This is a genomic window from Aminobacter sp. P4_D5, from assembly GCF_056401815.1.
In genome coordinates this window covers 1-13102 of sequence record NZ_JBFUIP010000162.1, presented here as the reverse complement: position 1 = coordinate 13102, position 13102 = coordinate 1, and the positions used below count along the sequence as shown (strand labels likewise).

13 protein-coding genes are annotated in these 13102 nt (G+C 61.4%); 8 read left to right on the top strand and 5 right to left on the bottom strand.

The genetic code is table 11. The annotated features are described in order from the left end of the window. Positions 1-395 precede the first annotated feature (395 nt). The 3 genes from AC1DWF_RS25325 to AC1DWF_RS25315 all read left to right on the top strand — a co-directional run bounded on the left by AC1DWF_RS25325 (position 396) and on the right by AC1DWF_RS25315 (position 2766). The gene (locus tag AC1DWF_RS25325; protein ID WP_476786932.1) at positions 396-773 is read left to right on the top strand and encodes a helix-turn-helix domain-containing protein; all 378 of its coding nucleotides are present in this window, start codon (positions 396-398) and stop codon (positions 771-773) included. Continuing rightward, complete coding sequence (locus AC1DWF_RS25320) at positions 773-2005, top strand: type II toxin-antitoxin system HipA family toxin (protein ID WP_476789062.1); 1233 nt, start codon at positions 773-775, stop codon at positions 2003-2005. The genes AC1DWF_RS25325 and AC1DWF_RS25320 overlap by 1 nt, the downstream gene beginning before the upstream one ends. 488 nt (positions 2006-2493) lie before the next feature. After that, the gene (locus AC1DWF_RS25315; protein WP_476785054.1) at positions 2494-2766 is read left to right on the top strand and encodes a transposase; all 273 of its coding nucleotides are present in this window, start codon (positions 2494-2496) and stop codon (positions 2764-2766) included. On the opposite strand, the gene AC1DWF_RS25310 is transcribed toward AC1DWF_RS25315, so the two are convergent. The 4 genes from AC1DWF_RS25310 to AC1DWF_RS25295 form a co-directional block, all read right to left on the bottom strand. After that, the gene (locus AC1DWF_RS25310; protein ID WP_476785053.1) at positions 2767-4035 is read right to left on the bottom strand and encodes an ABC transporter substrate-binding protein; all 1269 of its coding nucleotides are present in this window, start codon (positions 4033-4035) and stop codon (positions 2767-2769) included. 74 nt (positions 4036-4109) lie between these two features. Continuing rightward, positions 4110-5159 (bottom strand): aldo/keto reductase, encoded by a 1050-nt coding sequence (locus AC1DWF_RS25305; protein WP_476785052.1) that lies wholly within the window; start codon positions 5157-5159, stop codon positions 4110-4112. Between the two features lie 8 nt (positions 5160-5167). Then, positions 5168-5518, bottom strand: coding sequence for a TIGR04076 family protein (locus tag AC1DWF_RS25300; RefSeq protein WP_476785051.1), 351 nt, complete (start codon positions 5516-5518; stop codon positions 5168-5170). Positions 5519-5521: 3 nt separating this feature from the next. Continuing rightward, a complete protein-coding gene (locus AC1DWF_RS25295) occupies positions 5522-6292 on the bottom strand; it encodes a GntR family transcriptional regulator (RefSeq protein ID WP_476785050.1) in 771 nt (256 codons plus the stop codon). 109 nt (positions 6293-6401) lie between these two features. Between AC1DWF_RS25295 and AC1DWF_RS25290 the strand changes: the two genes are divergently transcribed. The 5 genes from AC1DWF_RS25290 (at position 6402) to AC1DWF_RS25270 (ending at position 10725) form a co-directional block, all read left to right on the top strand. Then, a complete protein-coding gene (locus AC1DWF_RS25290) occupies positions 6402-7205 on the top strand; it encodes an ABC transporter ATP-binding protein (RefSeq protein ID WP_476785049.1) in 804 nt (267 codons plus the stop codon). Then, complete coding sequence (locus tag AC1DWF_RS25285; RefSeq protein WP_476785048.1) at positions 7202-7954, top strand: branched-chain amino acid ABC transporter ATP-binding protein; 753 nt, start codon at positions 7202-7204, stop codon at positions 7952-7954. The genes AC1DWF_RS25290 and AC1DWF_RS25285 overlap by 4 nt, the downstream gene beginning before the upstream one ends. Further along, positions 7951-8862 (top strand): branched-chain amino acid ABC transporter permease, encoded by a 912-nt coding sequence (locus AC1DWF_RS25280; RefSeq protein WP_476804409.1) that lies wholly within the window; start codon positions 7951-7953, stop codon positions 8860-8862. Before AC1DWF_RS25285 ends, AC1DWF_RS25280 begins: the two co-directional genes overlap by 4 nt. Beyond that, the gene (locus AC1DWF_RS25275; protein WP_476789059.1) at positions 8859-9872 is read left to right on the top strand and encodes a branched-chain amino acid ABC transporter permease; all 1014 of its coding nucleotides are present in this window, start codon (positions 8859-8861) and stop codon (positions 9870-9872) included. Before AC1DWF_RS25280 ends, AC1DWF_RS25275 begins: the two co-directional genes overlap by 4 nt. Positions 9873-10023: 151 nt before the next feature. Next, entirely contained in the window at positions 10024-10725 is a 702-nt protein-coding gene (locus tag AC1DWF_RS25270) for a gamma-glutamyl-gamma-aminobutyrate hydrolase family protein (RefSeq protein WP_476787083.1), read from the top strand. Between the two features lie 387 nt (positions 10726-11112). On the opposite strand, the gene AC1DWF_RS25265 is transcribed toward AC1DWF_RS25270, so the two are convergent. Continuing rightward, on the bottom strand, positions 11113-13102 hold a 1990-nt coding region (locus AC1DWF_RS25265), incomplete at its 5' end, for an ATP-dependent helicase (protein WP_476842180.1).

Below are 13102 nucleotides of genomic sequence, written 5' to 3'. Positions count from 1 at the left end.
ATCGAGCTCACAACGATAGCGCGATCCGCGCTGACCCAGCTGGCTTTGGYACTCGGAATCGAAGAACAGTGCGAGCGCGACCCGATACTTTTACTGGATCTGTGTCTCTTTTTTGGCGCGACGATCGCCGCAAACGACGTGACCCGATCTATTTAGGCAAGGCGGGGGCATTCGGTATCGGGCAATAACGTCGAATCGGCGGCTCGCTTCCGCATCCTCCAGCCGGCCGCCAGTCGTCGCGATACATCTCTCCGGCCCCCTAGGCAGCCGGTAGCTTCACGATTGGTGGGTAGGTCGGCAGGACCACTGTCGCGACAACCCCCCTTGTCGAATCTGTCAAGTTAGTCATATATGATGTAATAAATAATATTAATCACCGTATCTGGATCATTGCAATGGGCTCGCCGAAATCAAAATCCGCCCTCGAAAGGCTTGGACACGACGTCCGCGGCGCTCGTTTGCGGCGCGGCATTGCCATGGCCGATCTGGCGGTGCGGGCGGGCACGTCGCCAAGCACCGTCGCACGTCTCGAAAAGGGGGATCCCGGTGTCGGGATCGGCACGCTCGCGGATATCCTGGTCGTGCTTGGTCTTGTCGACCGGCTGGCCGACCTGATCGACATCCGAAAGGATGATCTGGGTCTGGCATTGACCGCCGAACGCCAGCCGCGTCGCGGACGATCTTTTGCGACCACACTGCGCAGGCAGAAGGCCAAGGGTAAGATGGCAGAGAAGCATCCGGATGTCATCGATCCGGACGGAGCGTCATTCTGATGTCTGACTTCAACGCCCGTGTTGTTCTCGGCGAGAGCCTGATGCCCGTTGGCCAGCTGCGTTTCACGCAGGCCGGGCCGCGGCAATTCTCGACCTTTGCCTATGATCCCGCCTGGGTCGAGAATCCTCGCGCCTTTGCCGTGCAGCCGACCTTTCCTCTTGAAGCTGGGCCATTTCACACACCTGGGCAGCTCGGAAGCATGCGCGACGCATTGGCGGGCGTCTTCGCCGACGCCGCGCCGGACAGCTGGGGCCGCAGGCTTCTCGAACGCACCTATGGCACCGGCCTTTCCGAGTTCGAGTATTTGACGCTGTCCGATGATGCCTGCCGGCAGGGCGCGCTGCGATTTGTGGACGATAGGGGAGAAATCATCCGGGGTGGCGCGGTCGACGCGGTGCCGCGACTGGTCGATCTGGAGGCCATCACGGCCATCGCCCGGGCCTATGAGCAAGGCAAGGAGATATCCGCCGAAGAGATGCAGGCGCTCGCCGGCGCGGGCGGTTCCGGTGGCGCGCGTCCCAAGGCCAATGTCCGAGACGGCGACACGCTCTGGCTTGCCAAGTTCACCTCGGTTCACGACCAGCACCCAATCGAGCGCGTTGAGGTGGCAACGCTCCGCCTCGCTCGAGCCTGTGGCCTCCGCACGCCCGAGTTCAGGCTGGAGCTGGCCGATACACCCTTTCCGGTGGCTCTGATCCAGCGTTTCGATCGGCGCAAAACCGCGCGTATTCCTTACATCTCGGCCCGCACCGCTTTGGGGAAGATAGGAACCGAGCTCGGTTCCTATACGGAGATCGTCGACTTCATGCGGGCAAACGCCGCCGATCCGCAGGGAGATTTCCGCGAACTCTTTCTGCGCCTGATCTTCACCATTCTCGTGTCGAACAAGGATGACCATCTGAAGAACCATGGTTTCCTTTATGTGGGGGCCGGTCGCTGGCGACTGTCTCCGGTTTTCGGCGTGAACCCCGCACCTGACCGCAATCCGCATCTCGAAACGGCAATTCTTGAGGGCGGCGCACATGACCGGTCGATCCGTCTGGCCTTCGAGGCCTGCGAGTTCTTCGAGATCGCCAAGACGGATGCTCGCCAGATGATCCGTGAGACGGCGCAGCGCATCTCTGGGGAATGGCGAGATGCACTTCGACAGGTGGGCGTCTTCAGTACGCTGGCGCGCGAATATGAGGCCGCCTTCGTAAACGACCAGACTGAGATAGCGCTCGCTATTTAAGTATCCAGATATGCACAAAATATCAAACTAACTCATCATATATGGCGTATTCTACCTGCGGAATATATGGCTGATGCCGAGGCTATCGCTGGTGCTTCCCAGCGAACGACAATGCGAACAGTGCCGATCAAGACGGCTGATTAGCAGCCTTATGCCACGTTGTTTCGAACTCGCGAGTTGCTGATTGGGCAGCGCACACAGCTCGCCAATGCCCCGCGCGGCCATCTGGCCGAACATGGTCATCTTGCACCCATTGGCCTTGGGAGCGTTATCCGTCTCTCAGCCATCCTTGCTCAAGCAGGCAATGACCTGCCCGACCTGGTCCACGATCTCGGTCATCTCTACCTCGACCAGATTGCGCAGCTTACGAAGCGGATCGAAGCGCTAGACGTGCGGGTCGCCGACGAAGCAAACCGCCATCGCTACACGCTTGCGCCGCATGCCTGGCATCGGTCCGGTCACTGCCATGACGATCGAAACGTTCGTACATGGCAAGCTTCCAGCGCGGGCGCGCCTTCGCAGCCTGGCTCGGGCTTGTCCCCCGCCAACACTCAGCATCGGCGAGTGCAAGCTTGGGCGCACTTCGAAGATCGGGCAGCGCGATATTCAGCGATAGGCGCAATTCCAGCGGCGTAATCCAGAGGAGAACCCATACATCTTCCGGATCGGAAACCGCACCACCGTTCGTCAATAACAATCCCCGAAGCGCAGTCAGGCGCTTCGGGGATTGCTACATGATTTGCTGCAGACAGTGGCCGTAGCTATTTTTCAAGCTCGGCCTTGAGCTTGGTCACGTCGGCGGCGCTCATCTCGCCGATTGTCTTCACTTCGCCCGACTGAATGCGCCACAGCCTGAACGGGCCAGTGATGTCGCCATGCTCATCGAAGCTCACCGGGCCGATGACGCCTTCATACTTGACCGGTTTGCCTTCCTTGATCAGCGCCAAGGCCTTGGTGAACTCTTCCTTGCCGGCGTGGATAGGTTCGCCGTCGGCGGCAACGACCTGGGGAATGGCGGCCTTGATTGCGGCTGCGTCGCCCTTGCCTGCCTTGGCGACGGCAAGCGCCACGATGGCGCCAGCGTCATAGGAACGGTCGGCAGCGGGAGCATCCGGCTTGATGCCGTTGGAGAAGCTCTCGAAATTGGCGTTGAAGTATTCGGTCGATGCCGTCTTGCTGGTGCCCGACGAGGTTCCGAAGGCGTTTTCCAGATACTGCGCGCCGACGGCTGCTACGAAGTCTGACGAGTTCATCCCGTCGTTGAGCAGGAATTTCTGCGGACCTCCGTTGGAAATCCAAGCGCGCGCGATCGTTGCGCCGTCGACGGGATAGCTGACGAGGTAAAGCGCCTCGGGTTCGCCTGCCATTGCCGAAGTTGCTTCCGCCGAGTAGCTAGCCTGCTTTTCGTTGTAGGGCGTGACCGAGGTGATGACGCCGCCGAGCTTTTCGTAGGCGGCCTTGAACTCGCGCACCATGTTGACGCCGAAGTCGTTGTTGACATGGACGATGGCGATCTTCTTCAGGCCTTGGTCGAGCGCAAACCTGGCGGCAGCGGTTCCCTGCAGCGCGTCGGAGGTGATGGTGCGGAAGAACACACCGTTGGTCTTGCCGTCGCGGGCGAGCTCGGTCAGCGTCGGCGAGGACGATGCCGGCGAGACCTGCACGACACCGGCGGGCGCAGTGACCGAGGTGAGGATCGGGATCGACACCGAGGAAATGATGCCCCCGATAATCACCGGTACTTTCTTGATGTTGACGAGCTGTGTTGCCTGGTCAACGGCAACGGTGCCCTGGCTCTGGCTGTCGCGCGTATCGGTGACCAGCTTGCAGCCGCCGACGCCGCCGGCTTCGTTGAAGTCGCGGAATGCCATGTCGACGGCTTTCGCGCCGGCCTGTCCATAGGCGCCGGCCGGGCCGGTCAGTTCCATCACCATGCCGATGGTGATGTCGCAATCCGCGGCATTGGCGGGCGCGGCGGCTCCGAGCGCTAGGGCCGCAAACGCGGTGGTCAGAAGCAGTGTTCTTTTCATTTCCATTCCCCTTCTTTGTTGTTTGGCCGGTTCCCTGTCGGCCAGTGGTTCAGGCGGATTTTCTGGAGCTGCTTTCAGGCGGCTCCCTTGTTGAGGTTGTATTTCATGATCGAGCCATGGCGGCCGGTGCGATCGCGCTCCAGCGCGTACACGTCGCCGACAAGCGGGGTCGCGGAAGCCAGCACCGCATCGATCTGTCCCATGTCGGCGGGCGTCAGCGAGATGTCGGATATCGCAAGGTTCGAGGCGAGATGCGCGCGGTTGCGCGCCCCCACGATGACGGCGGCTACGCCCGGGCGCAAAAGCACGGCTGCACTCGCCACCGTCGCTACATCGGTCTGATGGCGGTCGGCGATCTCCCGCAAGGCCCGGAGCAGCGCCTGAAACAGGTCCCAGCCGCCTAAATCGTCGATGATGAGCTTGTATTTGGTGAGCGATCGGTTTTCCAACGGCTCGCCTGGCTCGGCAACGCCCAGCCAGCGGTCGCTGAGGAAGCCGCCGGCGACACTTCCGTAACAGAGCAGCGACACGCCGCGCTGGGCAATCGCCGGGACCATCGTCCCCTGTGGCCGGGTGTCGAGCAGGGAATATTGCACTTGCATCGAGACAAGCGGCACGCCGCTGTCGATGATGGCGGTCATGTGGTCAGTGTCGAAATTGGTGCCACCGAAGTTGCGGATCTTGCCTGCGCGGCGAAGTTCTTCGAGCCAATGCGCGGTATCCAGCCACAGTGGCTGGTCATAATCCCACCAGTGGAACTGAACGAGATCGATCCGCTCCGTCTTCAGCCGGCGCAGCGACTGGTCGATGACGCTTTCGACGTTCTGCTTCCTGATGTGCGCAAGGATGTCGAGATCGGGAACAAATTTGGTGTGCACATGGATTTTATCGAGCGCTTCCTGGCCGCGCAGGTTGCGATAGTGCGCGCGAAACTGGCCGATCAGCTCCTCGACGCCGGTGTAGATGTCTGCACAGTCGAACGTGGTTATGCCTGCATCGGCAAATGCCGTCATGTCGGCCATGGCTTCGTCGGCGCGGATTTCGCCATGGCCGCCGGCCATCTGCCAGCCGCCGCGAATGACACGCGATATTTCATAGTCTGGCGTCAGTTGAAATTTCTGCATGTCTGTCCTCAAGCGCCGGGGAGGGGGACGGCTGTGGTGTCGGAATGGTTGAAACGGCGCAGCCCGGTGCGTGTGATACGCAGCCGCGTCGAACAATTGGGGTCGGGGCAGGCCACCTCCGCGTCGGTCGTCATCCAGTCGTTCTGGTGCGTGGGGCGCTGCTTTGCCGCCAACAGCGGTAACACCGAAGCCAGCGAATAGATGGAGAAACCCTGGCCCTGAGGCAGGAAGAGCATTTCGCCGCGCAACTCGAAGTGATCGCCAGGTTTGGCGCCGCAATAGATGGGGCCGTTCTCGGGTGCAGTGACCTCGACCCGCAGATCAAAAAGTTCGAATGCTTCGTCCTTGCCGTCGGTCATTATCTACTCCTGCCCGTCGCCATTGCCGATGGCGATAAGGTGATTGCGGACGAGATCGAAGGAGCGGGTGATGTCGTCGGTGAGCGCACGCTTGGCGCCGTCCTTGTCGCCCCGTTCCAGGGCTCCGATTAGCGCCCAGTGATGATGCACGGCAGGTATGCCGCGGTTTTCGTCGTGGATGTGGGCCGCGGCGCGCACATAGGGGCCGGATTGCAGCCAGAGACTCTCGACGATCGGGATGAGTACAGCCGACCGCGCTGCTTGATAGATATAGAAGTGGAAAGCGTGGTTGAGCTCGGATGTCGTACGCGCCCTGTCCGGATCGTGGCTTTTGAAAGCCGCTTCGCAGGCGAGCGTCAGCCGCCGCAACTCATTGAAATCGTCCTTACCGAGGTTGGGCAGAGCCAACGCCACCAGTTGCTCCTCGATCAGCTGGCGCGCCTGTGCAAGGTCGTCTAGCCGTTCGCGGGTGACCAGCGGCACGCGCACTGAACGGCTAGGAAGTGCTTCGAGTGCCTGCTCTGAAATGAGCCGCGCCAGCGCCTCGCGCACAGGCATCGTGCTGGTCTGCAGCGTTTCCGCCAGTTCGACGATCCGCAACACTTGGCCGGCTTCGAAAACGCCATGGATCAGCGAGCGCCGCAATTCGGCATAGACGCGTTCATGCAGCGTTTCGCGGCCGACGGGCGCAAGGGCGTTGCGCTGGCCGGAATTGCCCTCCTTCGAAGCGCTGGAGCCGCGCTGGTCGACAGCATGGAGATTGTTGGCGTTCAACGTGCAGTCCTTCGATCATGATCGGCACCGTTTTTCTACTTGCCATACGCGAATGTGTCAATGTAGTTTGATCAAACATCAACGATCACGACTGGGCGCGGCAGTTCGAATGCAGGCTAGCTTCTCGACCAACGGTTTAGCTCACGGCGATGCGCCCCTGATCGAGGTCAGCGACCTGGTGAAGCAGTTTGGCGGCCTGCGCGCGGTCGACGGCATGTCGATGACGCTGCGACGGGGCGATATGGTCGGGCTGATCGGCCCGAACGGCGCGGGCAAGACCACCATGTTCAACCTGATCGCCGGGGCAATGAAGCCGACGTCTGGTGCTATCAGGATCGCCGATGCCGAGGTATCGGGCGAAGGCGCCGAAAAACGCATCGGGCGCGGCGTCGGCCGTACCTTTCAGATACCGCGTCCCTTCGCTGAAATGACTGTGCTTGAAAACGTGTTGGCAGGCGCCCAGAATCAGTCAGGCGAGCGTTTCTGGATGAATTTTATCGGCGCAGGCAAGGTCGCCGCCGAACAGCGGGCGGCAGTAGAGAAGGCGCGCGGGCTGCTCGATTTCGTGCTTTTGTCGAAATTACAGAACGAGCCGGCGCGTGTTTTGTCGGGCGGCCAGCGCAAGCTGCTCGAACTGGCGCGCATCCTGATGGCCGACCCTGACGTGATCCTGCTGGACGAGCCGGCGGCTGGCGTAAATCCGACGTTGCTCGAACTCATCATCGACCGCGTCCGCGCGCTGAATGCACAAGGCAAGACCATCCTGCTGATCGAACACAACATGGAGATGGTGGCGCGGCTATGCGACCGGGTGATCGTGATGGCTGCAGGCAAGCTGCTGGCGGAAGGCACGCCGGCGGAGGTTTCCCGCCACCCTGCTGTCGTTAGCGCCTATCTCGGAGGCGTCGCATGACCGCCACCATGCACCCCGTACTGTCGACCCGAGCGCTGGTTGCCGGCTACGAACGTGACCTGCCGATCGTGCGCGGCGTCGATTTCTCAGTGCATGAAGGCGAGTTCGTCGTGCTGCTTGGCCCCAATGGGGCCGGCAAGTCGACCCTGGTCAAGACAATTGCCGGGCTGGTTCCCGTGCACTCGGGAGAGGTTCTGCTTGGCGGCGCCGATATCACCGCCATGCCGAGCCACGAAAAGATCCGCCATGGCTTGGCCTTCGTGCCGCAGACGGAGAACATCTTCACCACGCTCACCATCCATGAAAATCTTCAGATCGCCGCCAACATCCTGCCGAAGGATCGGCGAAACGACAGGATCGCTGCACTTTACGCAATGTTCCCCGACCTTGGCTCGCGGCCTTCCCACCGGGCCGGCCAGCTTTCGGGCGGACAGCGCCAGATGCTGGCGGTGGCCCGTGCGCTGGTCGTCGAGCCATCCGTGCTGATCCTCGACGAACCATCTGCCGGTCTGTCGCCAAAAATCGTGTCGGAGGTTTTCGACCGCCTTGCCACCATCAACAAAACCGGCGTGACGACCGTTCTGGTCGAGCAGAACGTCAAGGCCGCGCTCGCCGTCGCCGACAGGGCAGTCATACTCGTCGAGGGCCTGATCGCGCATGAGGGGGCCGCGTCGCGGCTTGCCGACGATCCGATCGTCGCCGAACTCTATCTCGGCGCTCGCCACGCCAAAAATCCGGTGGCTTCATGAACCCGCAAGCACTGATGGACGGCCTCATCACCGGCTCGATGATCGGGCTTGGCGCGATCGGCGTCACGCTGACTTATTCGATCCTGCGCTTCGCCAATTTCGCGCATGGCGAGTTCGTCGCCTGGGGCGCCTATTTCGCACTCGCGGTGAGCGGTGCGCTCGGCTATCTCTCCGGCTCGCTGTTGACGCCGATCGGGCCGTTTTCATTCGGCTGGTCGCTGCCGTTCGCGGCGGTGATCGCAGTCATCCTCACCGCGGGTCTGGCGCTGCTTGTCGATGCCGTGCTTTTCGGCCCGCTTCGTGAGCGCCGCAGCGCGGTGATCATCCTGGTGATGGCGAGTTTTGGCGCAGCACTCACCCTGCGCAACCTTCTCGAATTCATCTTCACCTCGCAGCCGTTCTATTATACCAAAGCGCTGCAGATCGCGTTTCCGCTTGGCGGCGGGCTGCGCGCCACGCCGGACCAGTTGCTAACCCTCGGCGTCGCGGCGGTGCTGGTGGCATCGGTACATCTCCTGTTGACGCGCACAGCGATCGGACGCTCGATGCGCGCGGTCAGCGAAAACCCGCAGCTTTCCGGCGTTGTCGGCATCGACGTGCGCAAGGTGATCCGTACGGTCTGGGTGCTCGGTGCGGGGCTCGCCTGCATCGCTGGCGTGATGGCCGGACTGCTGGTTCAGATCCGCCCGCAGATGGGGCTAGACCTTCTGCTGCCGTTGTTTGCTGCCGCTATCCTGGGTGGCATTGGCAGCGTGCCAGGTGCCATGATTGCCGGGCTGATTGTCGGACTTGCCGAGGCGCTGGCCGTGCAACTAATCGGCGCCGAATGGCGCTCGGCGATCGCTTTCGTCATCCTCGTGGTGATCCTGCTCTTGCGGCCTCAAGGCCTATTTGGGAGGCCGGAATGATTTTCGACTTGATGGCCTATGGCGCATTTTTCCTGACGATGGCGCTGACCTACGCCATCATCTGTCTCGGCCTCAACGTGCAGTGGGGACAGACCGGCCTATTCAATGTCGGCATCGCGGGCTTCGTTGCGATCGGCGCTTATGTCTCGGCGCTTCTGACCACGCCTGATGCGCCCGGCCGCCTTGGCGGCTTCGACATGCCAATCGTCATCGGCTGGCTCGGCGGTGCACTCGCCACCGGCTTGGCGACCCTCCTGGTTGGGGCGCTGACGATCAGGCTGCGCGCCGACTATCTGGCCATTGCCACCTTCGGCGTCGCCGTCGCGGTGCAATTGTGCGTGCTCAACCTGGAACCGGTGACCGGCGGCCCCTTCGGCATCAGCTTCATTCCACGGCCCTTCGCCAGCCTTGCCGGAAATCCCTCTCTGTTCAGCGCGCTAAATCTGGCGGTGCTCGCGGCAATCGTCATCCTGCTTTATCTCGCGCTGGAGCGGCTGGCGCGCAGCCCGTGGGGCAGGGTGCTTCGCGCCATCCGCGAGGATGAGACGGCGGCCCTTGCGCTGGGCAAGAACGCCGTGCGGTTCCGGCTCCAGGCATTTGCCATCGGCGGCGCCATCATGGGGCTTGCCGGCGCCACGCAGGCGCATTTCATCGGCTTCATCGCCCCCGACAATTACATGCCGACACTCACCTTCCAGGTCTGGGCGATGCTGATCGTTGGCGGCTCCGGCAACAACCGAGGCGCCATCCTCGGCGCGGTCGTCGTATGGGGCATCTGGGCGGTTTCAGCCAGTACGGTGTCAGCATTGTTTCCGCCGGAACAGCAAGCGCGCGCCGCATCGCTGCAGATCGTCATGATCGGGACGGCACTCTGCGCGATCCTGCTTCTGCGCCCGCGCGGCATTCTGGGAGAGGTAAGAGGGTTCCACCGTGTCGGCGCACCCTCCATCGCCGTCGACCAGTCAGCCAATCCTCCTGCAAACGAGCCTGCCCATGCCGAAAAATCCTGAGCGCCTCCAGATAGGCAAGGGCCATCGGGTGCGATATTCCGAAGCAACTTAGTTGGTGAACATTCGGTTGCACGAGCGAAGTCTCGTGACATTTGTTTTGGCACATGCACGTACTTGTTTGTGAAACTTCTAGAGCCCCGGCAGGAACACAATGGCACGCAAGCCTATTATCGCTGTGATCATGGATGAAAACACCAGTTCTGGCGGAGGCCTGTACGAGACCTCGAAGAACTACTTTTCAGCCATAGCCTCGGCGGGAGCCCTTCCGATTGGCATTCCATACGTGGCTGACACGCTCGACCAGGTGGCAGACGAATTCGACGGGTTCTTGAGTATCGGTGGACGGATAAACTTCCCTGAGAAGTGGTACGTCGAAGGTGACCAATCCAAGTATCCGACGTCAGACCGCGTAGCCATAGAGATTGCGCTGATGGAAGGGTTTCTTGCTCGCGACAAACCCGTGCTCGGTATCTGCAATGGCATGCAGATGCTCGGATGTCTCAACGGCTGCCGGATGGTCTCGGATGTGCATTCGTCGTGGCCGGGCGCACTGAACCATGACCAAGCCAACGTATTCCACGATGTGAGTATCAAGAGGGGCACCCGAATGGCCGACATCTTTGGTGTCCACGCGTTCAGCGTCAATAGCTTTCATCGAGAGGCGCTCGTTGAGATATCCAGCAATGTCGTCGTAGCAGCCCATGGACCGGATGGCGTGGTCGAAGCCATTGAGGTGCCGTCGCGTTCCTTTGCCATAGGGCTGCAATGGCATCCCGAAAAGTTCGATGTGAATGAACACCCCGGTGCCTTGATATTTGACGCATTCGTGGAAGCTGCTGGCGCACGATCGTAGTGCTGGAGCTGCAGATTCTACGCGGTTTTTCAGCTCGAGCTTTCCAGCCTACTGCCGCAAGCCTCGCACCCTAGAGCCCAGACAGTCGCGGCGATGCAGACTGCCGCGAGACATCGTGGCGCATCTGCGACGAATGCAACGGCCATCTCGATCATCAGAATGAACAGTAAGAGGCCAGGCAGAAGTGCCCTCCAGTGCTCGCGCCAGGGTAGGGCGTCGAACGCCTTTCTGAGCTCGGCCTCGTAAGCTCGTTCGGTACGAGAAACCGATCCTGCGGACCTAATGAAGCCGTTTGTCATCCCAGTTGATGTCGATGTGGATGATCGGTCGAAAGGTAAGATCACCGAAACGATACGCCCGGCGTTCTCAACCCCATTTGAGCGTGAGCTACTTCCACATCGACCGCATCTTACCCTTGATGTCGACGGTTGTACGCGGCCGTGCTGCCTTGTCTTGACGAAACGACTGGCTTGTCCATGACGTGGCCTTGAAGTGCTCCAGAAGATGCGCCGGGATGAAACGCGTGCGCGAAGCGTAGACATGTCTGTCGCCACGCGCGACCTGGCCGGAGGTGAAGAACCGTTGCGGCGTGATGAGGTGGAGGGAGTCCTTGGCCCTCGTCATCGCGACATAGAGCAGTCGGCGTTCTTCCTCCAGTTCTTTGCGCTCGCCTGCGCTCAGGTCGATCGGGATGCAACCGTCTACCGCATTGAGGACGAACACCTTGGTCCACTCCTGGCCCTTGGCCGAATGGATGGTCGACAAGATCAGATAGTCCTCGTCGAGGTGAGGGGGGCCGGCTTCGTCGCTCGTTGCCGAGGGCGGATCCAGTGTCAGGTCGGTGAGGAAACGCTCGCGGGTCGGATAACCCGAAGCGATCTGTTCGAGCTGGAGAAGATCAGCCCGCCGCGTCGTTGCGTCCTCGTGTTTGCGGTCGAGATGCGGCTCGTACCAGTGCCGCGCCCGCTCCATCTCGGCGGGCCACCCGGGGCCGCGCCTTAGCTCGGAGAAGAGGTCGACAAAGTCGGGCCAATCACCTGCCGCCCGGGCCGGTGGGACGAACCTCGCCAGTCCCATCTCCAGGTCGAGCGACTGTTCCATACTGTCGATGGCATTCGAGGCCAACGAGGGGCCGATGCCCGGCATCAGCTGCATCACTCGGAAGCCGGCGATCCGATCGCGTGGGTTCTGGGCGAAGCGCAGCACCGCCAGCACGTCCTTGATGTGGGCTGCATCCAGGAATTTCAGGCCGCCGAACTTCACGAAGGGGATGTTGCGGCGGGTGAGTTCGACCTCAAGTGGCCCCGAATGATGCGCGGCCCGGAAGAGGACGGCCTGCTCCTTCAATAGCGTACCCGCTTCGCGCTCCTTCAAGACTTCGTCGCAGACATAGCTCGCCTGTTCTGCCTCGTCGGGCACGGTCACGATGAACGGCTTTTCCTGTGAGGTTCGTTCGGTCCAGAGGTTCTTGGTGAAGCGCTCGAAGGCCTCGCCGATGACGGCATTGGCGGCGTTCAGGATGGCATCTGTCGAACGATAGTTGCGGTCGAGCGTCACCACATCCGCGGCTTCGGGAAACAGGGCAGGGAAGTCAAGGATGTTGCGGACTTCGGCGGCGCGGAACGAATAGATCGACTGGGCGTCGTCGCCCACCACCGTCAGGCCGTGGCCGTCGGGCTTGATTGCCGTCAGAATCGCAGCCTGCAGCCTGTTCGTGTCCTGGTATTCGTCGACAAGGATGTGGTCGAAACGCGAGGCGAGGTGTGCTGCGATCTCCGGCTCCGCAGCCATCTGCGACCAGTAGAGCAGCAGATCATCGTAATCGAGGATGTTCTGGACCTGCTTGGCTTCGACATAGGCACCGAACAGGCGCTTCAGCTCGTCGCTCCAGCCGATGCACCACGGGTAGTAGCTGCCCAGCACGGCCTCGACCGTGTCCTGGGAATTGACGACCCGGGAATAGATCGCCAGGCAGGTTGCCTTGGTGGGAAATCGGCTCCCCGTCTCGGAGTAGCCGAGCTCGTGGCGAACCAAGTTCATCAGATCGGCCGAGTCTTCCCGATCATGAATCGTGAATGTGGGTTCGAGCCCGATCTCCTGAGCATAATCCCTGAGCAGCCTGGCGCCAACGGAATGGAATGTACCAGCCCAGGTCAGCCCCTCCATGAGGCTCGCAGCGCGCTCCTTCAATACGTCGGCAGCAATGCGTTCGACGCGTTTGGTCATCTCGGCCGCCGCGCGGCGCGAGAACGTCATCAGGAGAATGCGGCGCGGATCGGCTCCACGCACGATCAGGTGGGCAACTCGGTGGGCAAGCGTATTGGTTTTTCCCGAGCCGGCGCCGGCGATGATGAGCAAGGGGCGGGACACCGCCCCT